We start from the raw sequence: 26790 nt of genomic DNA, 5'->3' as shown, positions 1-26790 counted from the left end.
GGGGGCCACGGCGTGGCCCGCCGACGCCGACGCGCTCGCGGTGGGCCCGCCGGGGTGGCGGACCCACCGCGGAGACGTCAGACGACCCGGCGGGAGCCTTCCAGGTTCTCGGCGAGGCGGTTGATCGTGGCGGCCTGCGCGACGTAGTCCATCGCGCTGAACTCCCACGGGTAGACCTGCTTCGCCTCGGCGGCGGGCAGGTTCGCGAACGTTGGCTGCTTGAGCATCTCGTCGCCGCTCATGGCGCGCAGCGAGTAGAGCACCACGTCGGTGCGGAAGTCGGTGATGTTCTCCCACGCCACCTGGCGCCAGTAGTACGCATCGCCGCCCGGGTCGGGGTACTTCAGGCCGAGTTCGGTGTAGCTGCGCAGCGCCGGGTCGTCCTCGGCCTTGGCGATGTGGACGCCGTCGGTCTCGTAGGCCGCGACCGCCATCACGGTCAGGCCGGACGAGGCGGCTTCGCGAAGCCGGTCGCGCGCGGAGTCGTACTCCCGCTTCTTCTCGGTGAGCAGCTGCTGGTCGGCGCCGAGCGACTTCGCGAACTCGGTGGTGCGCTGGACGACCTTGTCGGCGGAGCCGGTCATCGCCAGCGCGACGATCGGCGCGATCTTCGCGGCGTCCTCCTGCTGCTTGAGGTCCTTGAAGCCGTACAGCGGCTTCTTCGGGTCGACCTTGCCGGAGGCGTCCTCGGGGTAGGCGTGCGTGATGATCAGATCCGGCTTCTGCGCCTCGAGGCGCACCAGATTGATCTCGCCGTACGTGGCGCCGACCTCGGTGACCTTCGAGGTGTCCTTGCCGTCGAAGTTCACGTCGGCGTCGAGGCCGGTGTAGCCGAACGACGCGACCGGCACGATGCCGTAGTTCCACAGCGACGCGATGGCGTCGTTGAGACCCGCGATGCGCTTCGGGGTGCTCTCGAGCGTCACCTTCTCGCCGCGGTCGTCGGTGAACGACCACCCGCCCGAGCCGTCACCTCCGCCGTCGTCGTCCGAGGTGTTGGGGCCGCACGCGGACAGGAAGCCGGTGGCGGCAAGAGCGGCGGCACCACTGAGCAGGCTCCGGCGGGACATCCGGTAGGGACCGGGCAGAGTTCCAGACATGCGGACCAAGATAGGCAAGCCTAAGTTAAAAACCTAGCCCCTGTGACGTACGGCCGGTCGGGCGTCGAGAGCAGCGGCAGGAGCCGCACCTCGGCAGCCGCCACCGCGCGCGCGTGCCCGACCCCGTCAGGCGCGCCCCAGCCAACGGCACAGCAGCAGGCAGACGTCGTCGTCGTGATCGGTGCCGCCGAGCATCTCGTGCAGCACATCGTCGGTCCGTTCCCCGACCGTGCCGTCACAGCACCGTTCGAACGCCGTCGCCAGCCGCGCCATTCCGGCGTCGATGTCACTGCTGCGGCGTTCGATGAGCCCGTCGGTGAACAGGGCGACGGACGAGCCCGGGGTGAGCCTGCGCCGGTGTTCGGGGATCGACGGCGACAGATCGATGCCGAGCATCGGTCCGTGGTCGGCGTCGAGGTATCCGACATCCCCGTCGGCGTCCTGCACCAGGGGCGGCGGATGCCCCGCACTCGCCCACCGGATCATGCCGCTGCGCACCTGCACCTCGACGACCACGGCCGTGGCGAACAGCGAACCCCGGCTCTCCCGCAGCAGTTCGTGCACGAGCCGCAACGACGACGCGGGCCCGTGCCCCTCCATCGCGTAGGCGCGCAGCGCGTTCTGCAGCTGTCCCATGACGACGGCCGCGTCGAGACCGTGGCCGGTGACGTCGCCGACGGTGAGCACGACCGTCCCGTCGGAACGGCTGAAGGCGTCGTACCAGTCCCCACCGATGTGGACACCGCGCGTCGACGACCGGTATCGCGCCGCGATGTCGAACTCGTCCAGTTCGACCAGTGCCGGCAACATCGCGTGCTGCAGGCGCTGCGCGAGCTCGTGCTCCCGCTCGTATTCGTGGGCATTACGCAGACCGAGCGCGGCACGACTCGCGACGGCGTGTGCGAGCGAGATGTCGTCGGCCGTGAAGCCGCGATGCCTGCGTTCCAGATCCAGCACACCGAGCGCATGGCGGCCCGCCAGCAGCGGCACGCTCAGCCTGCTCGTCCCGGCGCGGACGGAGCGCCGCGTGATCAGGGTCTGCTGGGCGGTCAGGTCGGGACGCACGTCCCCCGACGACGGGGTCGCGCACCGCAGACCGTCGTCGGTCGAGCGCCACACGCGCGTGCTGTCGGCAAGCCCGTGGGACTGCACGAGCGCGGCGACCTGGGACAGCATCTCCGTGCTGTTGAGCGACGTCGCGGATGCGCGGCTGACCTCGTCGAGAAAGGCCGTGCGGTCGACGTCGTCGCGTGACGGCGGTCCCGTCACGGGCCTGTCGGCCAGCCGCCACCGCAGGTCGCGGTCCGGCCTGCCACGCGCGGGAGTGCGCACCTCCTGCGAGGGCAGCTCCGCTTCACCCAGCTCGCCCGGCACGGCATCGGTCAAGGACGCCACGACGTCGCCCACGGGCGTCGCCGGGTCCAGGTTCGCGAGCACGTCTGCCAGCACCGCCCACCCGTCGGGGGGCAACCGCCCCGCGCGCACAGCGCTGGCGAGTTCCGTGCTGAGCGGGCCGCTCAACCCACGTTCGACGCTCACCGGGGTTCACCTCCGCCAGAAGCCGGGTTACCACTATGCCCGCTGCCAGCGAAGATGTCTCGCACTACCCACAGAGGTGTCACCCAAGAAGACCATCGTGGGAAGTTCGCCCGGGTGCGTGTACCGAGGCGCCACAGAGGGCACACGGGGGTTGTGAACAATCCGCGGTCGACGCCCGATCGGCGGAGTCACCGGGCACTGGGTGTTCGCGTCCGTCCGCACCGACTCCGCCTCATCCACGGCAAGGACCGCCGAGCCGACGGGGCCGACGATGATGATTGAGCAGAGCCGCGTCGCGGCCGACACCCTCGTGGTAGACATCGCGCTGGCCACCGACCTGCGCAGTCCCACGGACGCCCGACACACCGTGGACGCCGCACTCGGTGTCACCGACGAGTCGTCCCGGCAGAACGTACTCCTGCTGGTCACGGAACTGGCGACGAACGCCGTCGTGCACGGACGTCCGCCGTGCAGGCTGCGGGTGCGCACCGGCGCGGGGCGGCTGCGCATCGAGGTGTCCGACGCCGACCCGCGACGTCCCGAGGTGCTGCATCCGGGTCCGGACGTCGACCACGGTCGTGGCCTGCTGCTCGTCGCGGCACTGGCCGACGACTGGGGTGTCGACCGGGCCCGCCGCCCCGCGGGGCAGGACGGGAAGGTCGTATGGGCCGAGCTGCCGTACCCGCCACCGGCATCGCCCGAACGAGGGGTTTCGCAACCGGCGTTCGGCCGCTGACGACACTGTGTCCGGCGGGATCGCGCCCCTCGAAAGCGGGGCTGCGCTGCAGGTGAGCGACTCGCCGGGCGACCGGTTGCGGGTACCCGCAGCCGGACCACCTCCGACACGACCCCACAATGGGTGAATGATGACGTGGGCACGACTTGTACCGGCACTCCTGTTGCCTGCCGTCGTGCTGGCCGGGGGCGCCGCATGCTCCGAGGAGCCGGGCCCCGCCCCCGCGCCGCGCACGTCGGCGTCCGCCGAGCCGCCCTCGGGTTCGGTACCGCAGTCGCCGAGCTCGCCGGGTTCGTCGGCCGGGCCCCGGGGAGCCGCGGACACCGGCCCCGGCTGTGGTGAACGCGCGCTCGAGGCGGGCGAGTTCAACGCGGACTGCAAGGAATACCAGGGCTACCTCGACCCAGGCGGCCGCGGCCGCGACGACACCGCGGGCGAGGCGCAGCTCGAATACGCCTGCGAACAGGGCTACGTCCCCAAGGAGAAGTGCTGAGTTCGACGGCCCCCGGCCCCCGAGGGCCGGGCCCCGGTCGACGTGCAGCGTAGGCCGCTCGCCGTCCGTGGTCACACCGCGTCGTCGATCCGTTCGGTCGACAATGCACGGCCGGCTCGTCGCCGAGTTCCGGAGCGTGCCGGGTGCAGCCGCGTGCAGCCTTGAGTTGTCGCTGACCAAGGAGATCTCGGGCGCACAGCGCGCCCGGGGCCGGCATCACACGTAGACCTTTCCGGTTCAGGCACGCAGGGACAGCAACATGAACGGGTCGGCGGTCGGCTGTGGCGACCCGCCCGCCGGTTCGGTCGTCACACCGAGTTTCGTGGTCTCTCTCGGCATGTCCGCCGCAACCGGTACGTCACCACCGGTGAGCACCCCCATCGAGGTCGCTCCCTGCTCATCGATGGCCCAGAGCTGGTGCACCTTGTCCTCGGGTGCGGCCGGCATGTGTTCGCCCATGAAGACGACCTTGCCGAGGTCGACCGAGACGACCGCGGTCGCCACCGCCCGTCCCTCGGACGCGTGGATGATCCGGGCGTCCGGTGCGTGCAGCACGCGGGCCATCTCGGCTCCGCGCTCGCCAGCCTGCTCGATTCGCTGCTGTGCCCGCTCGAGTTCCTGCTGTGACTGCCACGCGGCGACACCGAACACGGCGGCCAGGCCGATCGCGACGACGGACGCGGCAGCCGCCAGGCGCGTGGCCCACCGGGACGTCGCTCGCGACTTCCGGGTGCCGATCGGCACCGGTGCGGCCGCAGTCGGCGGCTCCTGCCGGGTGTGTGTGATCTCGTGCAGTACGCGGCCCTTGAGGTCGGCTGGCGGGTCCTCGGCAGCGGCGAGGCCGAGCATGCCCGCCGTCTCCCGCAACTCCCGCACTTCCTGCGCGCACTCGCCGCATTCGGCGAGATGGTGCTCGAACTCGGCACGTTCCGGCCCTGTGAGCGCGTCCACCGCGTAGGCACCGGTGAGGCTCGCCATCTCGTTGCTCATCAGCCCACCCCCAGGCAATCGCGTAGGCGGATCAGCCCGTCCCGTAGGCGGGTCTTCACCGTGGCCGTCGGCGAGCCCACCAGCTCGGCAGCCTCTCGGTAGGTGTAGCCACGGTAATAGGTCAGCAGCACCGATTCCCGCTGCAGTTCGGTCAATGTCGACATGCATCGGCGCACTTGGCGCTGTTCCAGGCGACTGAGCACGGATTCACTGACCTCGTCGAACGCGGGCGCACCCGATCGGGAACCCACCTTCGCCTCACGGTCGGCGGCAGACTGTTCGGCCCGCACCCGGTCCACCGCCCGACGATGCGCGAGGGTCAGTACCCAGGTCATGGCACTACCTTTGTCGGGCCAATAGTGCGTCGCGGTCCGCCACACCTCGACCAGCACCTCCTGGGTGACTTCCTCGGACTGCGCGGCGTCCCGGAGCAAGCGCCGCACCAGTCCGAAGACCGGCCTGGCGATCATCTCGTAGAGCTGCTCGAACGCCGCTTCGTCACCCTTGGCGACCTCTACCAACAGGGCACGCGCATTCGGAGCCGGCTGTGGTGCGTCCGCCCAGCCCGGCGGCGCCTCAACGGGTTGAGGGTCCTCATCCACACCGATCAACTCCCATGGTCGCGACATCTCCCACGCCGCTCGAACATTCTTCAGTCACGAGTGGGCTTGTGCATACCGAACTGCCGGACGTCGAGATAACCGGAGCGGAATCCCGCTTCGCTGTATGCCCGATAGAACTCCCACATCCGCGGCAGAGTTTCGCCGCGGCAGAGCTCCGCGACGTCGGAGGACCGGTGGCGGCGGCTCAGTCGATAGGCAGCCGTCAGCCCTGACGCCCCGGCACCGATCACCGCCACGGTCGGTTCGGTCATGCCACATTCCAGTTCCTCGTCCGGCACGGAACACGACCGCACGACCGATCGCCGTGGGGTGGGGACACAGCAACGCCGGGCGGTGGCGCCGTGTCAGCGGGCACGGCCCCTGTCTCCGGTTCACCGATGTGCATGACCGTCATTCGGAGCCGCTCCGCGAAACGATTGCCGGTGTGGCGACGCGCACACATTCACGCACGGCCGATCCACCACACCCCGGCTCGGAATACTCGACATGCGTACTGCGACAGCCGGAGTCGGCGCCACGACTGCGATCCGGGAGGCGACCCGATGACCCTGCCGGCCGCAGCGACGCTCGCGTTCGGTGTGGCGCTGCTCGTCGTCGTGGTCACCTTCGGTATCGCACGGTTGCGGGGCCGCTACCGGGGTACGCCGACTACGTCGCGCGCACGAGCGGCTTCCTCCCTCTGCCATCCAAGAAGGACTGACCCGGACCAATCGGTCTCCGCCGCGGCATCGAATCATCGATATGCCAACTCCAGCGGCCACTCCCCCGCCCGGTGCGCTCCGTGCGATGTTCGCAAGTATTTCCTCGGTCGCATTGGCCCTTGGCATCGGGCATCTGGCCTCGGGGCTCACCCGGCCGAACGCTTCGCCGTACCTCGCCGTCGGCAACACCGCGATCGACCTCACGCCGGAACCGGTGAAACAGTTCGCCATCCGACAGTTCGGCGAATCGAACAAGCTCGTCCTGCTCGGCGGCATGGGTCTGGTGATTCTGCTGCTCGCGGTCATCGCTGGGCTGCTCTCGCGGCGCACCGCGACACCCGGTCTCGCGGTCATCGGAGCATTCGGTGTGGCCGGGGTGGTCGCGGCGTCGCTCCGTCGCGATCTGACAGTCCTCGACGCCCTTCCGGCCGTGGCGGCGCTGGTCTCCGGCCTCGGGGCGTTCGGGTGGCTCCACCGGCTCGCATCGCGCTCGACGACCGCACACCGCACCGACGACGGCACGGCCACGGAAGGTGCCGACCGTGACGACGCCCGAGAGGACGCCCGAGAGGACGCCCGAGAGGACGCTCGGGACGACGTCGCGACGGCGGCCACAACCTCGGCGACCTCACGGCGCACCTTCGTGCTCGCCGCCGCAGGTGTCACGGCGGTCGCCGGCGGAGCCGCGGTGGGCGGACGGTTTCTCACGAGCCGGTCCGGAGTGGACGCGGCCCGCACCGAGATCGGGCGGCGCATTCCCCCTAATCCGCCCGTCCCGCGCGGCGCCGATTTCGCTTCACTGGGGACGCCGTCGTTCATCACCCCCAACAGGGCTTTCTACCGAGTCGACACCGCGCTGTCCGTGCCGACGATCCGATTGGACGATTGGCGGCTCCGTATCCACGGTATGGTCGACAAGGAGTTGATACTCGGCTTCGACGACCTGATCACCCGAAGGGTCGAGCAGCGGACCGTAACGCTGACCTGTGTGTCCAATCAGGTCGGTGGTGATTACGTCTCGACCGCGACGTTCACCGGCGTCCCGATCCGGGACCTGCTCGACGAGGTCGGCGTCCGGAGCGGTGCCGAGCAGGTGTTCAGCACGAGCGTGGACGGCTACACCGCAGGCACCCCGCTGGACGTGCTGCGCGAGGCCGACCGCGGCGCACTCCTCGCCTACGGCATGAACGGCGAAGCGCTGCCCGTCGAGCACGGTTTCCCGGTACGGATGGTGACGCCCGGACTCTACGGCTACCTGTCCGCGACCAAATGGCTCGTCGACATGGAGCTGACGACCTTCGACAAACAGACCTACTGGGAAGAGCGCGGCTGGGCAGAACGTGCGCCGATCAAGACCCAGTCCCGGATCGACCGCCCGCAGCCGTTCCAGAAGTTCCCCGCCGGGGCGTTCACGATCGCCGGCGTCGCCTGGGCGCAACCCACCGCTATCGATACGGTCGAGGTGCGAGTGGACGGCGGCCCGTGGCAGCAGGCCGATCTCGCCACGGAGGTCAACGAGCAGACCTGGCGAATGTGGCGAGCCGAGCTCGAGTTCACACCGGGCGGCCACGACATCGAGTGCCGCGCCACCGACAAATCCGGCTACACGCAGCAGGCTCGCCGGGTACCACCGGTCCCGGACGGCGCAACGGGGTGGCACTCGATCTTCTGCACCGCCACGTAGCCGCGGCTCCTCGATAATTCCACTTCGGACACCAATCGGTGCGAACCGCGGCGCCGAATACCTGAGAGAGAACCGACGTACACAGATGAACGAGGAGTTGATTCCGATGGGGACCATTCGTCGGCATGCCGCGGTAACGGGTGCGGTCGCCGCACTCGCACTCGGACTGAGCGCCTGCGGTAGCGGGGACGACACCGCTGCCCAGAGCGACCAGGGCGGTGGACAGGGACAGGCACCGTCGTCGGCTCCGCCGAGCTCGTCGGGCGACGGAGGCATGAACGACGGCATGACCACCGCCGACGATGTCTTCGGCCCCGGCTGTTCGCAGGTGCCCACGGACCCGAACGACGAAGGGTCCGTACAGGGCATGGTCGACGACCCGGTCGGGACCGCTGCCAGCAACAACCCGCTGCTGAAGAAGCTCACCGCCGCGGTGAAATCCGCCGGGCTGGTCGACACCCTGAACAAGCAGGACGCCAACTACACCGTGTTCGCACCTGCGGACCCCGCGTTCGACGAGATCCCGGCGGACCAGCTCGACGCGCTGCTCAACGACCCCGAGATGAAGGAAGACCTGACCAAGACGCTGACCTTCCACGTCGTGCCTGAGCGCATGGACGCAGCGGGCCTCGTCGACGCAGGCTCGGTCGAGACCGTCCAGGGCGGAGAGGTGAAGATCGGCGGCAGCGCCGACGCTCCGACCGTCAACGGGGCGAAGGTGCTGTGCGGCAACGTGCCGACGGCCAACGCGACCGTTTTCGTCATCGACGAGGTCCTGCAGCCCGGGAAGCAGTGACCCGACAGACCGGAGCACGGGGCGGCGGGCACGAGTTGTCCGCCGCCCCGGTCGCCTGTCCGCGTCCGTCGAGCAGGCTACCGTGTGCCTACTCGCCCGCACCCGATCACTTGCCGTCGTCGGCCAGTCGCATTCGGACGGTGGTGGTCGCCCGGATGCTGACCGTGAGGAATCGGACGATGGTGTCGCGCTCGTCGGCGTCGAACGACGACCACTCCCGCCCCAGCTCTGCCCCGAGCGGGCGAAACAGTTCTTCGCCGAGCCGTAGTGTCGCCTCCGGAAGGCGGAGTTCCGTTCGCCGCCCGTCGCTCGCGCCCCGGCGCCGTTCGACGTGCCCGGCCTTGGCCAAACGGTCGAGGACCGCTGTGGTGGCCGAAGGGCTCAGATGCAGTGCTTGGGCCAGTTCTCCTGGCGAGATCGCATCGTCGCGGTGAACCGCATCCATGATCACGACGAGCGCGTTGAGGTCGGTCCGATACAAGCCGTGCGCCTCACCGAACATCTCGGCGAACCGGTCCGTCTCCACGTTCAGTTGCCGCAGCAGGCGAATCAACACGTCGTCCGGATCGCCGGAATCCGGCCGGCCACGCGCGGCCTCGCTGCCTGCCATGTACTACCTCCTTCGTGCCGGTTCGACTCCTCGCGTGTAGTTTGACAATCGAAATATTGCGGGCGAGGTGACCGGGAGAGTGAGGATGAACCCTACTGGCACGGCACGTCGACGTGGCGTCCTGCGGTGGCTGCTTCCCGCTCTGCTGATCGTCGGCTGGCTCGTCGTGGGCGGCGTGGGCGGACCGTTCGCAGGCAAACTCAGCGAGGTCGCCGAGAACGACAACTCCGCGTTCCTGCCCGAGACGGCCGAGTCGACCAATGTGGCCGAGCTGGAGCGCATGTTCACCGAGGACGAATCGGTGCCCGCAATCGTCGTCGCCGAACGAACCGCCGAGGTGACGCCGGCAGACCGACGGTTCCTCTCGGAGAAGTCGGCGCACCTGACCGCGATACCCGGCGTGCCGGGTGCATTGCCGCCGCCCATCCCCTCCGAGGACGGCCGGGCACTGCAACTGGTGGTGCCGATCGCCGCCGACGCCGCTCCCGACACGGCGGTCGAGGAGATCCGCGAGACCCTGGCCCCCGACCGGCCCGACGGCCTGACGGTGCTCGTCACCGGGCCCGCGGCACTCGGCGCCGACCTGGGCGAGGCGTTCGGCGGCATCGACGGACTCCTGCTGCTCGTCGCAGGCTCGGTCGTCGCGCTCATCCTGGTCGTGGTCTACCGCAGCCCGATCCTTCCGGTCCTGGTGCTGCTGTCGGGCGTGTTCGCGCTCGGGCTGGCGAGTCTTGTCGTCTACCTGCTCACCGACCAGGGCTTCATCGACCTCAACGGGCAGAGCCAGGGCATCCTGTTCATCCTGGTGTTCGGCGCGGCGACCGACTACGCGCTGCTGCTGGTGTCGCGCTACCGGGAGCAGTTGCGGGACTCCGACGACCGGCTGGCCGCGATGGCGACCGCGTGGAAGGCCACCATCGAGCCGATCGCTGCATCGGCGGGCACAGTGATCCTCGGCGTGCTCTGCCTGCTCTTCAGCGACCTCCGCTCCAATCAGGGCCTCGGGCCGGTGGCCGCGATCGGTATCGGCTCCGCGCTGGTCGCGTCGACGACCTTCCTTCCGGCTGCGCTCGCCGTCTTCGGCCGATCTGCATTCTGGCCGTACCGGCCGAAACTGGGCTCACCGCATCCCGAGGAGAGCGGCGTCTGGCGACGGATCGCGGCCCGCGTCGGCTCGTCACCGAGGCTGATCTGGGTGGGCACCACCGTGGTGCTGCTCGTCGGGGCGGCGTTCCTCCCACAGCTGCGGGCCTCCGGCACCGCCGAGTCCGACATCTTCCTGAACGAGGTGGACTCGGTCGCCGGCCAGGAGGTCCTGAGCGAACATTTCGTCGCTGGTTCCGGCAGCCCCGCCACGATCATCACCGACGCGGACCGGGTAGCCGACGTGGCGGCCGCGGCACAGGTCGACGGCGTTTCCGAGGTATCGGTCACGACCGGCCCGAACGGTGAGCCCCGGACCGCGAACGGATTGGCCCGCATCGAGGCGGTCCTGTCCGATCCGGCCGATTCGGAATCGGCCGTCGCCACCGTGGAACGGCTGCGCAGCGCCGTGCACGCGGTTCCGGACTCCGATGCGAAGGTCGGCGGCCGCACCGCGACCCTGCTCGACACGCAGGACATCTCGGAGCGAGATCGCGATCTGATCGTTCCCATCGTGCTCGTGGTGATCTTCGCGGTGCTCGCGCTGCTGCTCCGCTCACTGCTGGCGCCGCTGCTGCTGATCGGGACGGTCGTGCTGTCGTTCGCCGCGACCATGGGCGTTTCCGCTCTCGTGTTCAACCACGTGCTGGACTTTCCCGGCGCTGATCCCGTCGTGCCGCTGTTCGGATTCGTGTTCCTCGTCGCGCTCGGTATCGACTACAACATCTTCCTCATGACCAGGGTTCGCGAGGAGACGATCCGGCAGGGCACCCGGGCCGGTGTACTGCGCGGTCTGACGGTCACGGGTGGCGTCATCACCTCGGCGGGTGTCGTACTCGCCGCGACCTTCGCCGCACTGGCCGTGCTGCCGATCCTGTTCCTCGCGCAGATCGCGTTCATCGTCGCGTTCGGGGTTCTGCTGGACACGTTGATCGTGCGGTCTCTCCTCGTCCCGGCCCTGGCCATCGACATCGGCGGACGTATCTGGTGGCCGTCGCGACTGCAGGAACGCTGCTGAGACGAACGCTCGATCGCACTCCCCGCGTGTTCTGTGTTCGGGACGTCCGCGGGCCTCATAGCGGATCGAGACGGCCCTTGAGCAGGCAGAAGGAGTTGCCCTCGGGGTCTTCGAGCACGTTCCACGGTTCCTCGCCGGTCTGGCCGATGTCGGCCGGACGTGCCCCGAGTTTCAGCAACCGTTCGAGTTCCGCGTCGGAGTCGCGATCGGTGGGATTGAGGTCGATGTGCAGGTTGGACTTCGCCTCGGCCGGCTCACCGGTGCGGAGGATGATCGTCGGCTGCGGACCGCCGAATCCTTCGCGCGGGCCGATCTCGATGGCGTAGCCGTCGACGCCCTCGGGATGCTCCCGGCCGAGCTCGACGAAATCGAGGACCTCGCACCAGAACCGCGCCAGCACCTCGGGGTCGTGGCAATCGAGCACGAGCTCACCCATACGGCACGCCATTGATGAAACCTACTTTCACGCTGGGATCAGCGGACGGCCGCAGCCGCGGACTATCCGGCGGCACCGGCGGGAAGACCGTATCCCGGCCCTGCGATCACGCGCGAAGGGTTTTCACTTCCGCCGCTCGACGCGAAGGGTTCTCCGCACCCGTGGTTTGTTCGGGTGTTCGTGACCTCACCCTTCGACCTCGACCAGCCGTACCGGGCCGAGGAGCCCGGACGGCTCCACGTCCCATTCTCCAGGCGGCGTGGTCCGCCAGCTCATGAAGTGGTCGTCGGGCAGCGTCCCGGCGCGCGCCATCGCCCGCACGCGGTTCGCCGCGAGGTTCGTCACCTCGATGTCCAGCACGTTTTCGCCGGGCCGGAGCGCCTCACCGAGCGGAATCCGGAACGGGATCGACCACGCGACGCCGACCTCGGTGCCGTTCACCGTCACGCGGGCGGTCTCCCGCACGGTGCCGAGGTCCAGCGCCCAAGCGCGTTTCGCGTCGGCCGGCGCCAGCGTGAACGTCAACGAGTACAGCGCGGTGCCCGAGAACGCCGCTTCCTGTCCACCCAGTTCGGTCCACGACACGAGTGCGTCCAGCGTGCGCCGGCGTGGCAGGTCCGGACCGCCGTCCAGGAACTCCAGAGACCATCGGCCGGGAAGGTCGCGGCGCTCTTCGGTCGGGGTCGACGTGCGGTAACCGGGTGCGCTGATGCGGCTCCGTTCGAATGCCCTGAGGACGACGCTCTCCCCGGGGTCGAGCGACACCTGCACCTGGCTTCCGCGTCCCGCACGCCGGTGCCGGGCGCGGCCACGTTCGTCTCGCAGCGGATCGAGCGCGGCTACCGACGCCGCCGTGGTTCCCAGCCTGTGCCAGCCGTGGACCGGTTCCGCGGTCAGGTTGGCCACGAAGTAGTCAGCGCCCTCGTCGTGGAACCGGCGCAGCACGTGCAGACCCGCATCGGCCAACGGTTCGCGCACCGCGCCGGCATCGGCGAGCGCATCGTCCACACCGCCGCGGTCGGTGATCACGACCCGGCCCGCGCCCACCCGGCGCGTCCCACGAGCGTCCGTGCCCGCGGTCAGTGCGGCAGTCAATTCCCGCAACCTGTTGCGACGCTCGTCGAGCCCACCCAAGCCGGGAACGTCACGGGGAGGTGCGCCCACGAAGATCACCGTCGCTCCGGCGGCAGCGAGCTCGTGGAGCTTCGCGAGCGTGCCCACCGGCATCAGCTCGGCGCCGGGGACGATGACAGCCGCGTAGCCAGACCGTCCATTGGAGACACCGCTACGCCCACCGTCGAACTCGGCCAGCTGCCGATCGGAGACCCAGTCGAACTGCCAGCCCCTACGCTCCAAGCCACCGGCGACTTCGTCGGCACCACTCGGATGTGGATACATCCAGCCTTCGCCGTCCCAGTGATAATCCGGAGTCAGCTCACCGTCCCGCTCCCGCATACCACCGCCGTTCGGCGTGGCCCACACATCGTGCTGCGGCCAGTACACGAGTACATCGTTGCCGTGCCGACCATGCTGCAGAATCGACTGGCAGCGCGTGATGTATCCGGTCAGCTCGGAGACGTACCGCCACCAGGGGTTCTCCGGTCGCAACTGGGTGGCCGCGTAGAAGTTGACGCCCGGCCACGGGGCTTCCTGCGGTGAGTACGTCGTGCCGTGAAACACCACGTGGTTGATCCCGGCGGCGAACAGGATGTCGACAGCAGGCTTCACCTGGGACAACGACACGTGATGGTGCTCGTCGCGCCAGGTGACCGTCTCGGCGCCGACGAGCTTGCCGCCGTTCAGGTGAGCGGCCGAGGACGCCATGCGCCACACCAGCGGTACCGGATCCTGAGGACCTGCGCCATGCCGCAGACCCGGAATCGGGATGTTCTCGCCGCCGGTGTACTCGGTCTCCGGAATGTCGGCCGCACCGTAGATGTCGAGCAGGTTCGCGGGCGAGCCGTGTGCCTGATTCCGGGTGAGCCAGTCGCGCTTCCCGCTGAACTCGGTGAACGGCCGCGCGAAACGCTCGAGGAACAGATCGGAGAAGGTCTCCCGGACGTCCGTCAACAGCCGGGCCCGTTTCTCGGGCGCGGCGTGCTCATCGAAGAGCTCCGGCAGGTGCGGCGTGAGGTCGTAGCCACGGAGCCGTGCGAAGTCCCGCAGCGCTGTCGGTGTCCAGTCGATTCCGCCCAGTTCGAAGGAGTCGTGGAACAGCGCGCGGATCCCGTTCCGCCCGCCGACGGCGTCGCCGAAGTGATCCAGATGGCGCCGGATCGCGCTGTCGTCGAAGTAGTCCGCCATCAGGCCCTTGCCACCGGGGCCGGCTCGTTCGACCCGCTTGAGGACCCAGCCGTTGAACACACCGGTGAGCTTCCAGTGGCCGGGCGGGGCGGTCCAGTCCAGTTTCCGGTCTTCGTCCACACGCGCGGTCAGATCCACGGTGTCGCCGGTGTCGACCTCGCGAGCCACGAGCGCGGCAAGGTCCGGCTCGGGAATGGGCGACATCGGTGGGCGCAGGTCCGGCCGCGACAGTCGCTCCTCGTCGACCAGCTCCGGATGTGGCGGGTGGATCGTTTTCACCGGCTCGTCGAGCCGCTGCCCGCCGCGCAGCTCCCAGTATTCGACGAGAGCACGACCGGCGCTGTGCCGCACGTCCATCCACGGCCCGCCGAAAGTCCAGCCAGAACCGGAGGTCAGATCGACGCCCAGGTCACGCTCCGCCGCCGACCGGAGCGCCGTGTCCAGAGCAGTGAACCATTCACGACTCAGGTACCACCGGATCCGATCCTCATCGCCCTGGGACTCGTAGATGGGTTGAATCTCGACTCCGCCGAAACCGTTGCCCGCGAGCTGATCGAGTTCCTCTCGAAGACCGTCCTCGGTGACTGCACTGCCCAGCCACCACCAACGGGTCCAAGGCCGTGTTTCGCGATCGAACGCGGGCCAGCGGAGCGAATCCGACCCACCGCCTGGAATCGTCCCTGGCGCCGCCTGCGCGGGCAGTGCCGCGCCGCTGACCACCGCAATCCCCGTCAACGCTCCGCCGTAGATGAACTGCCTGCGATTGAGCATTTCCACCCGCCTCATCGTTGAAACGTTTCAAGAAAGCTAATCGTTTGCGAAGCGAACAGTCAACCGCAAGCCCTACCGGCCGATCGGGCCATTTCCGGCGCCGGTGACCTGGCGACCCCGCGGCGTCGCCGCTGGACACGACGTTCCACGGTTCACAGCGACGTCGCGGTCTTTCCTTAACGTGTCGAGGTTCTTCGGCAACGCCGACGTAAGGCCGTTCCGCCGCACCGCGGAACAAATCCCGTCGCAGCGCGTTGCACCGGAAGTGAAGAAGATCGGGTTCCTGTCTTTCGGCCACTGGTCCGACGCGCCGCACTCGCAGACACGCTCGGCCTCGGACGCGTTGCTTCAGGCGATCGAGCTCGCCGTCGCGGCGGAGGAGCTCGGGGCCGACGGCGCTTACTTCCGCGTCCACCACTTCGCGAGGCAGCACTCGTCGCCGTTTCCGCTGCTGGCCGCGATCGGCGCGCGCACGAACCGTATCGAGATCGGCACCGGCGTGATCGACATGCGCTACGAGAACCCGCTCTACACAGCGGAGGACGCCGGCTCCGCCGACCTCATCGCGGGCGGACGACTGCAGCTCGGCATCAGCCGCGGCTCGCCCGAGCAGGTCGTCGACGGGTGGCGCTACTTCGACTTCGAGCCCAGGGAGGGAGCGAGTGACGCGGACATGGCCCGCGAGCACACCGAGACGCTGCTCTCGACGCTCGACGGCCAGGGCTTCGCGCGGCCGCACCCACGCCCCATGTTCCCCAACCCGCCCGGCCTGCTGCGCATCGAGCCGCATTCGGACGGCCTGCGCCAGCGCATCTGGTGGGGCTCTGGCTCCAACGCCACGGCGGAGTGGGCTGCACGGCTGGGCATGAACCTGCAGAGCTCGACGCTCAAGGACGACGAGAGCGGTGAGCCGCTGCACGTCCAGCAACGCAAGCAGATCGAGGCCTACCGCGAGGCGTGGCACGCGGCAGGACACGAACGCACACCGCGGGTCTCGGTCAGCCGCAGCATCTTCCCCATCGTCAGCGACCTCGACGACATGTACTTCGGCGACGCGGGCGAGTCCGAGGACAAGGTCGGCTACCTCGATGCAGACACCCGCGCCGTCTTCGGGCGCTCGTACGCCGGTGAGCCGGACGTGCTCGTCGAGCGGCTGGCGGCGGACGAGGCGATCGCTGCCGCCGACACGCTGCTCGTCACCGTGCCCAACCAGCTCGGGGTCGACTACAACGCGCACATCCTCGACGGCATCCTCACCCATGTGGCGCCGGCACTCGGCTGGCACTGAGCGCGGGGCGACAGGCGCAGCGCGTAGCCACCGACGGGTGGAGACGTGGGTGGCGGTCGAAGGGAGCTGATCGAATGGCACGCCTTCATGTCGGCTGTGCGATGTGGACACACCAGGCCTGGCAGGGACGGTTCGTGGCACCGTCGTTGCCGGCCGCGCGACGCTTGCGCGCCTACGCCGGCTGGTGCAACGCGGTCGAGGGCAACACCACCTTCTACGCCACGCCCACGCGCGACGCCGTCGCGGGCTGGGCGGCCCAGACCGACTCCGACTTCCGGTTCGTACTGAAACTGCCGAGGATCGCCACGCACGAGCGCCGGTTCGCCGGTGTCGAGGCCGAGATGCGCGCGTTCCTCGACGCGATCCAACCGCTCGGCGAGCGCGCGGTGCTGTGGACACAGCTGCCACGGTCGTTCGGCCCGCCTGCGCTCGACGCGCTCGGCCGGTTCCTGCGCAGGCTCCCGCCCGACCTCCCGCGTGCGGTCGAAGTGCGAGATCCCGTGTTCTTCACCGACGCCGGCGCAGCCTCCCGACTCGAGGCCACGCTCACGGGTGCGAACGCCGAGTGGGTCCCCTTCGACACGACCCTGCTGTTCCGCAACCCGCCGACCAGTGACGCCGAACAGGAAGCATGGAGGCAGAAACCACGGCTGCCGCGGCGAACACGCGCGCTGACCGACCGGCCGATCGTGCGCTACCTCGGCAGGGACTCGGTCGACGAGACGATCGCGGGCTGGGAGCCGTGGACCACGGTGGTAGCCGACTGGCTGCGCGAAGGCCGCTCACCCACGGTCTTCCTGCACACTCCCGACAACCGCGACGCGCCCATGCTGGCACGCCGATTCCACCACGACGTCCGAACCCTGGTGCCCGACCTCGACCCGTTGCCCGAGCCGGAGCCGGTCGAACCAGCGACCCTGTTCTGACAACACGGGCGCCCTCACCGCAGCACGAGCGCTCCGCGAACGTCGACCGATCGGACAGGGTCGATCAGCCTCGGAATGTCGTCCGGCAGCACCGTTCGCATCCTTGAAGTGCCCCCGACGGGATTCGAACCCGCACTGAATCGGTTTTAAGCCGACTGCCTCTGCCGGTTGGGCTACGGGGGCACCTAGCAGCTTAAAGCCCTGCGCACCGCTGATGTCGCTCAACCCCATGACCCGCCCGGAGCGAGGCCGTCCACGCGCGAGCACGCCGCAGCGCTCGGCCGCGTCGGACTCGGACACCCACACACGAATGCGGCCCCGAGGTCATCACCTCGGGGCCGCATGTCGACGGTCGCGGTGGGCGGTCAGGACTTGGACGCCCGGTTGAACTCTTCCTTCGGGTTGTTGATCTGCCCGAGCGAGATCGTCTCGCGCTTGAACAGCCCGCCGAGGGCCCAGTCCAGCATGATGCGGACCTTGCGGTTGAAGGTCGGCATCGCGTGGACGTGGTAGGCCCGGTGGAAGAGCCAGGCGGGGAAGCCCTTGATCTTCATCTTCATCGCGTCGGCCACACCCTTGTGCAGGCCGAGACCGGCGACCGCACCCAGGTTCTTGTGGTAGTAGTCCGTCGGCTTCCCGCCGCGCAGCGAGGCGATGATGTTCTTCGCCAGGTGGCGGGCCTGCCGCACGGCGTGCTGCGCGTTCGGCGGGCACGTGGCCGTCGGGTCCTCCTCGGTGCGCGAGAGGTCCGGCACGGCGGAGACGTCACCGGCGGTCCACACGTCCGAGTGGCCGACGACGTTCAGCGCGGCGGTCGCCTCGAGACGGCCGCGCTTGTCGGTTGGCAGGTCGGACTCGGCGACCACCGGGTTGGCCTTCACGCCCGCGGTCCAGATGATGGTGTCGCTGTCGAACTCGGTGCCGTCGGACAACACGACGTGGCCGTTCTCGAACGACTTCGCCGCCGTGGACAGGTACACCTCGATGCCGCGCTTCTCGAGCTGCTCGACCGTCCACACGCCGAGGGTGTCGCGCACCTCCGGCAGGATCCGGCCCGCCGCCTCGACGAGCACCCAGCGGATGTCGTCGGGCTCGATGTTCTCGTAGTAGGTCGAGGCGTCGCGTGTCATGTCCTCGAGCTCGGCCAACGCCTCGATGCCGGCGAAGCCGCCGCCGACGACCGTGAAGGTCAGCAATCGCTTGCGCAGGTCGGGGTCGAGGGTGCTGGACGCCTCGTCGAGCTTGGTCAGCACGTGGTTGCGCAGGTAGATGGCCTCGCCGACCGTCTTGATGCCGATGCCCTGCTCGGCGAGCCCCGGGATCGGCAGCAGCCGCGGCACGGAGCCGAGCGCCACGACGAGGACGTCGTAACCGAGCTGCTCGATGTGCCCGTCTGCGGCTTCGACCGTCACGGTCTTGCGCTCGTGCTCGATCTTGTTCACCCGGGCGGTGAGCACGTGGCAGCGTCGGAGCACCCGGCGCAGCGGCACCACCACATGCCGAGGCTCGATCGACCCGGCGGCCGCTTCCGGCAGGAAGGGCTGGTAGGTCATGTGCGGCTGCGGATCGACGATCGTCACGGAGGCCTCGTTGGCCCGGAGCTTCTTCTGAAGGCCCAGCGCCGTGTAGAGGCCGACGTATCCGCCGCCGAGGATGAGGATCCTCGTCGGTTCCGACTTGACTGCCATGTGCTCAGTTTCCCACTAACCGCCAGTACCCACTCACCGGGTTGGCCAGGTGTGATCGGTGTCGCCGCCTGAACCCAAACGATTCAGTTGACAGGACCTTTACACGGACCTAGCGGGTGCCGCAAGGGTCGCAGCAGGTCCGCCGCGGCGACTCACGGGCCGTTCCGGAGGTCGAGTACCGCGTCGACCCGATCTCCATCGACGGTGAGCACGGCTCCCCGTCTCGTTCCAGCCCGCCTCCCCGGGAACGGGCGGCATGACCTCCAGCGGGTCGGCGTGAGCGACGGCGACCGCCAGCAGGTCGGCGAGGTTGCGGCCGTCGAGCGGCCGCAACTCGCACCGCGGAACAGTCATTCGGACCCCTGCCTCCCGGTTCCGGCCGGCCGAGTCCCACCGCCGACGCGCTTCGACGTTGCACGAGGCGTTCGACGCTGCACCGGCACACGTCACCCGCCGAGGCCGGCGAGTTCCTTCGCCCTGCCCAGGACGTCGCGGAGCATCTCCGGGGTGAGCCGTCCGGTGAAGGTGTTCTGCTGGCTGACGTGGTAACAGCCGACGAGGTGCAGCGGGGCCGGGCCCGCGAGTTCGATGTGGGCGGCGTGGCCGAACGTCGGCCTCGGCCGCGGCACCCCCCAGCCCGCCCTCGCGAGCACCGGCAGCAACGCCTGCCAGCCGAACGCTCCCAGCACGACGATCGCGCGCACGGTGGGCGCGAGCAGGTCGAGCTCCTCGGCGAGCCAGCCGCCGCACGTGTCACGTTCGGCCGGGGTCGGTTTGTTGGCGGGCGGGGCGCAGTGCACGGGTGAGGTGATCCGCGTGCCGTAGAGCTCCAAGCCGTCGCCGACATGGGTCGCGGTCGGCTGCGAGGCGAGGCCGACGTCGTACATGGCCCGGTACAGCACGTCGCCGGAGCGGTCGCCGGTGAACATCCGACCGGTCCGGTTGGCGCCGTGGGCGGCCGGCGCCAGGCCGACGATGACCAGCGCGGCATCGGCCGGCCCGAACCCCGGCACCGGCCTGCCCCAGTACGTCTCGTCGGCATAGGCCGCGCGTTTGGTCTCCGCGACGTGCTCGCGCCACTCGACCAGCCGCGGGCACGCACGGCATTCGGTCAGGTCCGCGTCCAGTTCAGCCAGCGTCCGTCCCACAGGCGCCATTGTCACCCCGTCGTCGCTCGTGTCCGTCGGCGTGCGTGCACAGCCGCTCGACCGCGTCGGCAGCCCTGTCGATACCGCCGCCGGCGCGGACCTCGCTCCGTAGTTCCCTCGCCCGGTCGGCCTTGCCGAGTGCGGCGTCGACCGCGGCGCGCAGGGTGGGGGCGTCCCACGGCTCGTCCGGCTGCACTCCGGATCCGACCGCGGCGAGCATGGCCGCGTTGGCCGACTGGTCGACGGCCTGCGGCACGAGCACCGTCGGCACGCCGAACCACAGCGATTCCGCCGCACTGCCCATTCCCGCGTGACTGACGAACACCGAGGCGTGTTCCAGCACGTCGAGCTGCGGCTGGGTTCGGTCGGCCGTCACGCCCGGCGGCAGCGCGCCGAGATCGGCCGGGTCGACCTTGCCAGTGGCCAGCACGACCCGGTAGTCACCGGCGAGCCCGTCGATGCAGGCGCGGTAGATGTCGGGCCGTTGGGTGTAGCTCGTTCCCAGCGCGACGTACACGAGCGGTCGGTCGTCACCCGGCTCGGGCGTCCACCCGGTGCGCCGGGCCGGATCGACGCACGGACCCGCGAACACGTAGCGATCGGCGACGCGGTCGGCGTTCGGTTGCAGCACGCGGGGGATCAGCACCACGCACGACGGCGGCGTTCCGGTGAACTCGTCGGCGTCGATGTCCATGCCGTTCTCGTCGAGCCACGCGCGCAGTGTCGCGTAGTACTTCGCGCCCGACGGCGACGCCCGCAACGCCGCGTTGAACTCCGCCATCTCCTCGGCCATGCCCTCCCACGCGACGTACGCAGTGGACAGCTGCACCGCAGGTACACCCCACCGGTGCGCGGCGACGCGCCCCGCGAAGCCACCGATGTCGTAGAGCACGGCATCGGGCCGGTCGATGTCGTACACAGCGGGAAGCGCCGTGATCGCGTCGTCGAGGAACACCTGCATCGCCTCGCCCGTGTCCTCGGGCCAGTGCTCGTCGGCCGCAGGCATGATCGATGCGTGGGTGACCACCTCGGCGCCCGTCGGTGCGACCAGGTCGGCCAGCCGGTCGCCGACGACGTACGTCACCCGGTGCGCCCGGGCCACCAGCTCGGCGATCAGCCCGAGACCGGGATAGACGTGACTCGGCGCGGTGACGCCGACCATGACCAGATGCATATCGAGGATCCTCGCAGCACCGGCGATCACGGGCACAACGAATTTCCGCACCACGTGAATTCCGCCGACCCTGTCGGCGCGAGCGCATAGGTTGGGGGCATGCCAGAAACGCCTGACACCGCTTCGACGACCACAGCCGAGACCGAGACCGCGGCGGCCACGCCGCAGGCCGAGCCGACCGACGACCTGGTCACCACGCAGCACTCGATCACCGTGAAGCGCCGCAAGCTCGCCTACACGGCGCAGACCGGACGGATCGTGCTGCGCAAGGAGGTCCTCAACGACGGGACCTTCGACGGGCACAAGGCGAAGGCCGAGGTCTACGTGACGGCCTACACGCTCGACGGCGCGGACCCGACGACGCGGCCCGTGACCTTCGCGTTCAACGGCGGTCCCGGCTCGTCGAGCATCTGGCTGCACCTGGGCGTACTCGGTCCGCGGCGCGTCGTGTCCGGCGACGTGAACGCCCCCGAGCCGCCGCCGTACGGCCTGACCGACAACCCCGACACCCTGCTCGCCCACAGCGACCTGGTGTTCATCGACCCGGTGTCGACGGGCTTCTCGCGCACGGTCGACGGCGAGAAGCCCGCCGAGTACCACGGCTTCACACCCGACGTGGAATCCGTCGGCGAGGTGATCCGGCTGTGGACCTCGCGCAACCAGCGGTGGCTGTCGCCGAAGTTCGTCGCGGGCGAGTCGTACGGCACCCTGCGCGCTGCCGCGCTCGCCGCGCACCTGCAGAGCCGCCACGGCCTGTACTTGAACGGACTGCTGCTCATCTCGTCCGTGCTGGACATGGGCACGATCCGGTTCACGGAGGGCAACGACCTGCCGTACTCGCTGTTCGTGCCCACCTACGCCGCCATCGCGCACTACCACGGCAAGCACGGCGACAGGGAGCTGGAGGACGTGCTGGCCGAGGCGGAGGAGTTCGCCTCCCGCGACCTTCCGTGGGCATTGCAGCGCGGTGCCCGTCTCGACGCCGACGAGCGCGCCGAGACCGTGGCGAAGCTCGCCGAGCTGACCGGCCTGTCCGAGGCCTACGTCGACCGCGTCAACCTGCGCATCGAGCACGTCCGGTTCTTCACCGAGCTGCTGCGCGACGAAGGGCTCGTCACCGGCCGGATGGACGGCCGGTTCACCACGTGGGAGCCCGACGGCGGACGTGAGCACATGAGCGACGACGCGTCGGTGTCGCGGATCATCGGCGCCTACTCCGCGGCTCTCAACCACTACGTGCGCGCCGAACTGCAGTACAGCAGCGACCTGCCGTACGAGATCCTCTCCACCGACGTGAACCGGGCCTGGTCCTATTCGGACTTCGAGGGACGCGCCGTGTCGGTCGTCGACTCCCTCAGCGGCGCCATGCGCGAGAACCCGCACCTGAAGGTGCACGTCGCGCTCGGCCACTACGACGGCGCCACGCCCTACTACGCGGCCGAGCACGTCATCGCTCAGCTGCAGATCCCCGACGAGCTGCGGGGGAACGTCGAGACGGCCTACTACCCGGCGGGCCACATGATGTACGTCCACCCCGAGTCACGGGTCCAGCAGGGCAAGGACCTGGCCACGTTCGTCAAGTCGGCGTCCAACCGCTGAGGCGGACCGGCGCGCTCCGCCCGTGGCACGCTTCCGTCGGCGAGCCCCGGGCGGAGCGCCACGGGCTGGACCTCGTCAGGGGTGCAACGTCAGGGGTACAACGGGTGGAGCGTGCCCGGCGGGGTGTCGTCAGGCCAGCGACAGCGCGATGCCGTCGAGGATGTCGTGCTCGCTGACCACCAGGGAGTCGGGCCCGCCTCGGGTCTGCAGCTCCTCGGCGAGCGTCTGCACCACGAGTGAGCCCGCACCGATGACGTCGACCCTTCCCGGGTGGATGACCTTCTTGGCCGCGCGCGCGTCGTGGTCGGCGGCGAGTAGCTCGGCGGTCACGCGGTCGATCGTGCCGTGCGAGAGCAGCGACAGGTGTGTGGCCTGCGAGTCGTACTCCGGCAGGTCCTGGGCGAGCGCCGACAACGTGGTGATCGTGCCCGCCACACCGATCCACGTCCGCGCCTTGGCCACGTCGACGACGTCGAACGCCTCCGCCAACACCTCACGGGCGACACCACGGGCCGTCTCGATGTCCTCGGCCGTCGGCGGGTCGTTCGGCAGAGCCCGCTCGGTGAGGCGCACGCACCCGATGTCGACGGACTTCGCCGCCAGGATCTCGGCCTGAGCGCCGTCCCACGTCCCCAGCACGAGCTCGGTCGAGCCGCCACCGACGTCCACCACCAGGAACGGCCCGTCGTCCGGATCCTGTTCACCCACCGCTCCGGTGAACGACAGGCGCGCCTCCTCGTCCCCGGTGATGACCTCGGCCTCCACACCGAGCACCTCGCGGGTCATGGCGAAGAACTCGTCGCGGTTGCTCGCGTCGCGCGTCGCCGACGTGGCGACCATGCGCACCTTCTCCGCACCCTTCCGGCGGGCGGCGACCGTGTAGGAGGCCAGCGCCTCCCGCGTGCGCTCCAGCGCTTCGGGCGCGAGCCGGCCGGTGGCGTCCACGCCCTGGCCGAGCCGCACCACCCTCATCTCCCGGTGCAGATCACGCAGGTCGACACTGCCGTCGTGGCGGTGTGTCAGCTCCGCGACAAGCAGACGGATCGAGTTGGTCCCACAGTCGATGGCGGCTACACGAGGCATGCGCCAACACTAAACGCTGCCGGCCGGCCGGCCGTACCGCCCGCGGAGGACGATCGGCTCATCCGTGGTCAGTTCTCCCGGGGCGGCGTCGACGACAGCGGAGCACTCGAGGACGGAGGCGGAATCGACTCCTCCTCCGGCCACTCGCAATCCTCGGGCGCCATGACCTCGTCGTCGTCCGCGTCGTCGGGATGGCCTGGGCACACGCACGAGGGCGGCTCGGTGGTCTCCTCGCCGGTGGTCGTCCCGTCCGAGCTGCCTGCGGAGTCGTCACCGGTGGGCGCCTGGACGGAGCCTGCCCCGGCGCTGCCCTGGCCCGCAGTGGCACCGTCGGTCGACTCCTCGGAGTCGTCCGGTCGCGGGCACTCCGGCACGGGCGGTCGTCCGCTGTCGCCTCCGTCGCCGGGCCCACCACCGTGGTCCCCGTCGCCACCGTCAGGACCGTCGTCGGCACCGTCGCCGGCGTCGTTGCCATTGCCGCCGTCGTTGCCGGTGCCGCCGTCGTTGCCCTCCCCGGCACCGCCGTCTCCGTGGCCCCCACCGTTCCCAGGGTTGCCGGTCCCCGGGTTGCCGGTCTCCGGGTTGCCAGTCCCTGGGTTCCCCGTCCCAGGGTTACCGGTGCCCGGGTTCCCCGTCCCAGGGTTACCCGTGCCCGGGTTGCCAGTCCCCGGGTTGCCGGTCCCAGGGTTACCGGTACCAGGACCGGCGTCGCCGGAACCGTCACCGTGGCCGCCGCCCGGGCCGGGCCTACCGGCTCCGTTGCCGTGATCGGGGGCGTGGCTACCGGAGCCACCACCGTGGCCGCCGTTGTCTCCGTGACCGCCGTTGCCGCCGTTGCCGGGCTGGTTCGGACGGTGCGGTCCCGGTTTCGGCGCCGTGGCCTCGCCGCTGCCGCTTCCGGGTCTGCCGGCGTCGCCCGCAGAGCCCTCCGCAGAACCGTCCGCATGGCCACCGGAGCCACCGCCGGGCCGCGGACCGCCGTTCTGCGGTTCGGGCGCTGCCATGACGTCGGGCGGAGGCGGCCGGTCGGGTTTCGGCTCGGGGGGCTCGGCAACGAGGTCCGGGGGCACGCCGAGGGGCACGTCGCTGTCCGGGATGGGCAGCACACCGTCGCGGTAAGCCTGGGCCCAGCGGATCACGGTCTCGACGTACGAGCGCGAGTCGTTGTAGCGGTGCAGGGCCGCGCGCAATTCGCCGCCGTTCCGGAGGTCCGTCCCGCCCGCGCAGAGGTACCGCCCTGCGGTGAGCGTCGCGTCATGGATGTTGTTCGGGTCGGCCCGGCCGTCGCCGTTGCCGTCCGCGCCGTACTTCCTCCACGTGTCGGGCACGAACTGCATCGGGCCGACGGCCCGGTCCCACGTCGTGTCGCCGTCGAGCACCCCACCGTCGGTGTCCCGGATGGCGGCGACCCCGGGGCCACCGTTCAGCACCGGCCCGGTGATGCGTTCCCGGGTCGTGCCGTCGGCGTCGACGAACCCGCCCCGCGCGTGGTTCGACTCCGAGCGTCCGACACTGGCCAGGAGGGCCCAGTCCACACCGCAGTCCGGCAGTTCGGCACCCAGAGTGCGCGCCGCCTGGCGGTACGCCTCGAGCATGCTCCCGGGGATTCCCAACGGCCCCGGTGTGGGCATCTCGATCATCAGTTCGTCGAGCGCAGGAGGGGACGGCAGGCTGCCGTCGACTCCCACCGGATTACCGCTCTCGGTACTGCCTGCGCCGTCGCCGGGTTCGGCCGCAGCGGTCGGATCAGTCGATCCGTACGCGTGTTCGGCCCGGTCACTCAGCAACGCCGCGGGCACCACCGCCAGCGATACCGTCAGCAGGATGGCCGCCGACTTGTGCCGGAACCGGGCTCTTCGCGGTCTGTTCACGCCCCCTCCTCGCGTGCGCCTGCGACGCTCGTGTCCGCCGGAGGAATGCCCAACGGAAACGGCTTCCACACGCGAACGAGTGGCTACTCGTGAGGTTGGTCCGGTCGGGCTACCCGTACCGGTGTCGCCGCGATGTGGGGCGTCAGTCGTGGGCCGCGCAGTCGCCGTTCGGCCAGCCGAGGTCGTGCAGCAACTGCAGCGTCTCGTCCCCGAACGGGTTCACACCTTCGCCGCGCGCGAGCGTGTGCGCGAGGTGCACGTGCAGGCACTTGACCCGCTTCGGCATTCCGCCCGCGGTGACCTCGTGGCCGAGCGGGTCGATCGCGTCACGTTCGGCCAGGTATTCCTCGTGGGCACGGAGATACGCGGCGGCGAGCTCCTCGTCGGAATCGAGCCGCTCGGTCATCTCCCGCATCACACCGCGCGCCTCGAGCCCGCCGACGAGCGAGTTCAGGTTCGGGCACGTCAGGTAGTACAGCGTCGGGAACGGAGTGCCGTCCTCGAGCCGCGGACTGGTCTGGACGACGCTGGGATGCCCGCTCGGGCATCGCGCCGCGACCGCCCGCAGCGCCCGCGGCGGCCTGCCCAGCTGCTCCGCGATGATCTCCCGGTCCGCAGCGGTCACCGGTTCGAAGTCGGTCCTATTCACCTTCGGTCACGCCATTCCACAGTTGCTCGTACCAGGCCCCGTGACGCTTCGGCTCGCCGTCCTCCGGCGCAGGCTCGCGGTCGGCCGCCTTGTCCTCGGGAAGCTGCACGATGTACGGCGTCTCGCCCGGCATCACGTACCGAAGTCTGCGCCTCGCCTCCGCCTCGAGGAGCGCCGGGTCGGACAGTTCGGCCCGGCGCTCCTCGAGGCGTTCGACCTGCTGCTGCAGCTGCTCCTGCCGGGCTTCCTGCTCGGCGACCTCCGCGCGCTGCGACAGATACGTCCGCAACGGAACCGCGATGGTGAACGCCAGCGCGCACACCACGATCGCCACGACGGCAGCTCGGCGCGTCGTGGACATCCCCAGCACCCTGGCCGCGCTCGCGGCGCGTTTCGAGGCCGTCGGGCGGCGCAGGGCCG

23 protein-coding genes and 1 tRNA gene are annotated in these 26790 nt (G+C 69.7%); 8 read left to right on the top strand and 16 right to left on the bottom strand.

Going from position 1 to position 26790, the window contains the following annotated elements; all coding sequences use genetic code 11:
* Positions 1-77: 77 nt before the first annotated feature.
* Together FHS23_RS07870 and FHS23_RS07865 are read right to left on the bottom strand one after the other, a co-directional pair.
* The gene (locus tag FHS23_RS07870) at positions 78-1100 is read right to left on the bottom strand and encodes an ABC transporter substrate-binding protein (protein WP_246381374.1); all 1023 of its coding nucleotides are present in this window, start codon (positions 1098-1100) and stop codon (positions 78-80) included.
* A gap of 126 nt (positions 1101-1226) precedes the next feature.
* Positions 1227-2639, bottom strand: coding sequence for a PP2C family protein-serine/threonine phosphatase (locus FHS23_RS07865; protein ID WP_343053715.1), 1413 nt, complete (start codon positions 2637-2639; stop codon positions 1227-1229).
* Between the two features lie 271 nt (positions 2640-2910).
* Here FHS23_RS07865 and FHS23_RS07860 point away from each other — a divergent pair, with 271 nt between their 5' ends.
* Both FHS23_RS07860 and FHS23_RS07855 read left to right on the top strand, forming a co-directional pair.
* Positions 2911-3375, top strand: coding sequence for an ATP-binding protein (locus tag FHS23_RS07860; protein ID WP_183650071.1), 465 nt, complete (start codon positions 2911-2913; stop codon positions 3373-3375).
* 127 nt (positions 3376-3502) lie between these two features.
* Positions 3503-3868, top strand: a complete 366-nt coding sequence (locus FHS23_RS07855; RefSeq protein ID WP_183650068.1) for a hypothetical protein — start codon at positions 3503-3505, stop codon at positions 3866-3868.
* Positions 3869-4105: 237 nt separating this feature from the next.
* Here the strand turns inward: FHS23_RS07855 and FHS23_RS07850 are convergent, their stop codons facing one another.
* The 3 genes from FHS23_RS07850 to FHS23_RS23910 are packed head-to-tail and all read right to left on the bottom strand — an operon-like array spanning position 4106 to position 5732.
* A complete protein-coding gene (locus tag FHS23_RS07850; protein ID WP_183650065.1) occupies positions 4106-4858 on the bottom strand; it encodes an anti-sigma factor in 753 nt (250 codons plus the stop codon).
* The gene (sigK, locus tag FHS23_RS07845; protein WP_343053714.1) at positions 4858-5460 is read right to left on the bottom strand and encodes an ECF RNA polymerase sigma factor SigK; all 603 of its coding nucleotides are present in this window, start codon (positions 5458-5460) and stop codon (positions 4858-4860) included. Before sigK ends, FHS23_RS07850 begins: the two co-directional genes overlap by 1 nt.
* Positions 5461-5510: 50 nt before the next feature.
* Entirely contained in the window at positions 5511-5732 is a 222-nt protein-coding gene (locus FHS23_RS23910; RefSeq protein WP_183650060.1) for an NAD(P)-binding protein, read from the bottom strand.
* A 535-nt stretch (positions 5733-6267) separates the two neighbouring features.
* On the opposite strand from FHS23_RS23910, the gene FHS23_RS07835 reads away from it, so the two are divergent.
* Entirely contained in the window at positions 6268-7866 is a 1599-nt protein-coding gene (locus tag FHS23_RS07835) for a molybdopterin-dependent oxidoreductase (RefSeq protein ID WP_246381371.1), read from the top strand.
* Positions 7867-7972: 106 nt separating this feature from the next.
* Positions 7973-8662: a fasciclin domain-containing protein gene (locus FHS23_RS07830; protein ID WP_183650054.1), complete on the top strand. Its 690-nt coding sequence runs from the start codon at positions 7973-7975 to the stop codon at positions 8660-8662.
* 106 nt (positions 8663-8768) lie between these two features.
* On the opposite strand, the gene FHS23_RS07825 is transcribed toward FHS23_RS07830, so the two are convergent.
* Entirely contained in the window at positions 8769-9272 is a 504-nt protein-coding gene (locus tag FHS23_RS07825) for a MarR family winged helix-turn-helix transcriptional regulator (RefSeq protein WP_183650051.1), read from the bottom strand.
* Positions 9273-9357: 85 nt separating this feature from the next.
* Here FHS23_RS07825 and FHS23_RS07820 point away from each other — a divergent pair, with 85 nt between their 5' ends.
* Entirely contained in the window at positions 9358-11433 is a 2076-nt protein-coding gene (locus FHS23_RS07820) for an MMPL family transporter (RefSeq protein ID WP_183650048.1), read from the top strand.
* Between the two features lie 55 nt (positions 11434-11488).
* Here the strand turns inward: FHS23_RS07820 and FHS23_RS07815 are convergent, their stop codons facing one another.
* The gene (locus tag FHS23_RS07815; protein WP_183650045.1) at positions 11489-11881 is read right to left on the bottom strand and encodes a VOC family protein; all 393 of its coding nucleotides are present in this window, start codon (positions 11879-11881) and stop codon (positions 11489-11491) included.
* 174 nt (positions 11882-12055) lie between these two features.
* Positions 12056-14959 carry a glycosyl hydrolase gene (locus FHS23_RS07810; protein WP_183650042.1) on the bottom strand — a complete coding sequence of 968 codons (2904 nt, stop codon included), beginning with the start codon at positions 14957-14959 and terminating at the stop codon, positions 12056-12058.
* A 250-nt stretch (positions 14960-15209) separates the two neighbouring features.
* Between FHS23_RS07810 and FHS23_RS07805 the strand changes: the two genes are divergently transcribed.
* Entirely contained in the window at positions 15210-16232 is a 1023-nt protein-coding gene (locus FHS23_RS07805; RefSeq protein ID WP_183651171.1) for an LLM class flavin-dependent oxidoreductase, read from the top strand.
* 101 nt (positions 16233-16333) lie between these two features.
* On the top strand, positions 16334-17158 hold the full coding sequence (locus FHS23_RS07800) for a DUF72 domain-containing protein (protein WP_183651168.1): 825 nt from the start codon (positions 16334-16336) through the stop codon (positions 17156-17158).
* 109 nt (positions 17159-17267) lie between these two features.
* Here the strand turns inward: FHS23_RS07800 and FHS23_RS07795 are convergent.
* The 4 genes from FHS23_RS07795 to FHS23_RS07780 all read right to left on the bottom strand — a co-directional run bounded on the left by FHS23_RS07795 (position 17268) and on the right by FHS23_RS07780 (position 21168).
* A tRNA-Leu gene (locus tag FHS23_RS07795) sits at positions 17268-17341 on the bottom strand.
* Between the two features lie 182 nt (positions 17342-17523).
* Positions 17524-18846, bottom strand: coding sequence for an NAD(P)/FAD-dependent oxidoreductase (locus tag FHS23_RS07790; RefSeq protein ID WP_183650039.1), 1323 nt, complete (start codon positions 18844-18846; stop codon positions 17524-17526).
* 446 nt (positions 18847-19292) lie between these two features.
* A complete protein-coding gene (locus FHS23_RS07785; RefSeq protein ID WP_183650036.1) occupies positions 19293-20003 on the bottom strand; it encodes a uracil-DNA glycosylase in 711 nt (236 codons plus the stop codon).
* On the bottom strand, positions 19975-21168 hold the full coding sequence (locus tag FHS23_RS07780; protein WP_183650032.1) for a macrolide family glycosyltransferase: 1194 nt from the start codon (positions 21166-21168) through the stop codon (positions 19975-19977). Before FHS23_RS07780 ends, FHS23_RS07785 begins: the two co-directional genes overlap by 29 nt.
* Before the next feature lie 99 nt (positions 21169-21267).
* Here FHS23_RS07780 and FHS23_RS07775 point away from each other — a divergent pair, with 99 nt between their 5' ends.
* On the top strand, positions 21268-22767 hold the full coding sequence (locus FHS23_RS07775) for a S10 family peptidase (protein ID WP_183650030.1): 1500 nt from the start codon (positions 21268-21270) through the stop codon (positions 22765-22767).
* A 129-nt stretch (positions 22768-22896) separates the two neighbouring features.
* Here FHS23_RS07775 and FHS23_RS07770 read toward each other — a convergent pair whose 3' ends face one another.
* From FHS23_RS07770 to FHS23_RS07755, 4 genes are all read right to left on the bottom strand, one after another.
* Positions 22897-23850, bottom strand: a complete 954-nt coding sequence (locus FHS23_RS07770; RefSeq protein WP_183650027.1) for a Ppx/GppA phosphatase family protein — start codon at positions 23848-23850, stop codon at positions 22897-22899.
* Positions 23851-23918: 68 nt separating this feature from the next.
* Positions 23919-25721 (bottom strand): lytic transglycosylase domain-containing protein, encoded by a 1803-nt coding sequence (locus tag FHS23_RS22930; protein WP_343053712.1) that lies wholly within the window; start codon positions 25719-25721, stop codon positions 23919-23921.
* A gap of 142 nt (positions 25722-25863) precedes the next feature.
* The gene (locus FHS23_RS07760; RefSeq protein ID WP_183650024.1) at positions 25864-26370 is read right to left on the bottom strand and encodes a DUF501 domain-containing protein; all 507 of its coding nucleotides are present in this window, start codon (positions 26368-26370) and stop codon (positions 25864-25866) included.
* Positions 26363-26731: an FtsB family cell division protein gene (locus FHS23_RS07755; RefSeq protein WP_183650020.1), complete on the bottom strand. Its 369-nt coding sequence runs from the start codon at positions 26729-26731 to the stop codon at positions 26363-26365. The genes FHS23_RS07760 and FHS23_RS07755 overlap by 8 nt, the downstream gene beginning before the upstream one ends.
* Between the last annotated feature and the right edge of the window lie 59 nt (positions 26732-26790).

Source organism: Prauserella isguenensis (assembly GCF_014191605.1).
Taxonomy (GTDB): Bacteria; Actinomycetota; Actinomycetes; order Mycobacteriales; family Pseudonocardiaceae; genus Prauserella; species Prauserella isguenensis.
The sequence above is the reverse complement of the archived record's forward strand: the minus strand, read 5'-3'. Positions and strand labels throughout refer to the sequence as shown.

Excerpts from the sequence above, each read along its gene's own strand:
- FHS23_RS07790 (WP_183650039.1), bottom strand. The coding sequence starts at position 18,846 with ATGGCAGTCAAGTCGGAACCGACGAGGATCCTCATCCTCGGCGGCGGA.
- FHS23_RS07835 (WP_246381371.1), top strand. The coding sequence starts at position 6,268 with ATGTTCGCAAGTATTTCCTCGGTCGCATTGGCCCTTGGCATCGGGCAT.
- FHS23_RS07850 (WP_183650065.1), bottom strand. The coding sequence starts at position 4,858 with ATGAGCAACGAGATGGCGAGCCTCACCGGTGCCTACGCGGTGGACGCG.
- FHS23_RS07770 (WP_183650027.1), bottom strand. The coding sequence starts at position 23,850 with ATGCCTCGTGTAGCCGCCATCGACTGTGGGACCAACTCGATCCGTCTG.
- FHS23_RS07820 (WP_183650048.1), top strand. The coding sequence starts at position 9,358 with ATGAACCCTACTGGCACGGCACGTCGACGTGGCGTCCTGCGGTGGCTG.
- FHS23_RS07810 (WP_183650042.1), bottom strand. The coding sequence starts at position 14,959 with ATGAGGCGGGTGGAAATGCTCAATCGCAGGCAGTTCATCTACGGCGGA.
- FHS23_RS23910 (WP_183650060.1), bottom strand. The coding sequence starts at position 5,732 with ATGACCGAACCGACCGTGGCGGTGATCGGTGCCGGGGCGTCAGGGCTG.
- FHS23_RS07825 (WP_183650051.1), bottom strand. The coding sequence starts at position 9,272 with ATGGCAGGCAGCGAGGCCGCGCGTGGCCGGCCGGATTCCGGCGATCCG.
- FHS23_RS07860 (WP_183650071.1), top strand. The coding sequence starts at position 2,911 with ATGATGATTGAGCAGAGCCGCGTCGCGGCCGACACCCTCGTGGTAGAC.
- FHS23_RS07785 (WP_183650036.1), bottom strand. The coding sequence starts at position 20,003 with ATGGCGCCTGTGGGACGGACGCTGGCTGAACTGGACGCGGACCTGACC.
- FHS23_RS07775 (WP_183650030.1), top strand. The coding sequence starts at position 21,268 with ATGCCAGAAACGCCTGACACCGCTTCGACGACCACAGCCGAGACCGAG.
- FHS23_RS07800 (WP_183651168.1), top strand. The coding sequence starts at position 16,334 with ATGTGGACACACCAGGCCTGGCAGGGACGGTTCGTGGCACCGTCGTTG.
- FHS23_RS07780 (WP_183650032.1), bottom strand. The coding sequence starts at position 21,168 with ATGCATCTGGTCATGGTCGGCGTCACCGCGCCGAGTCACGTCTATCCC.
- FHS23_RS07815 (WP_183650045.1), bottom strand. The coding sequence starts at position 11,881 with ATGGCGTGCCGTATGGGTGAGCTCGTGCTCGATTGCCACGACCCCGAG.
- FHS23_RS07755 (WP_183650020.1), bottom strand. The coding sequence starts at position 26,731 with ATGTCCACGACGCGCCGAGCTGCCGTCGTGGCGATCGTGGTGTGCGCG.
- FHS23_RS07855 (WP_183650068.1), top strand. The coding sequence starts at position 3,503 with ATGATGACGTGGGCACGACTTGTACCGGCACTCCTGTTGCCTGCCGTC.
- FHS23_RS07870 (WP_246381374.1), bottom strand. The coding sequence starts at position 1,100 with ATGTCTGGAACTCTGCCCGGTCCCTACCGGATGTCCCGCCGGAGCCTG.
- FHS23_RS07830 (WP_183650054.1), top strand. The coding sequence starts at position 7,973 with ATGGGGACCATTCGTCGGCATGCCGCGGTAACGGGTGCGGTCGCCGCA.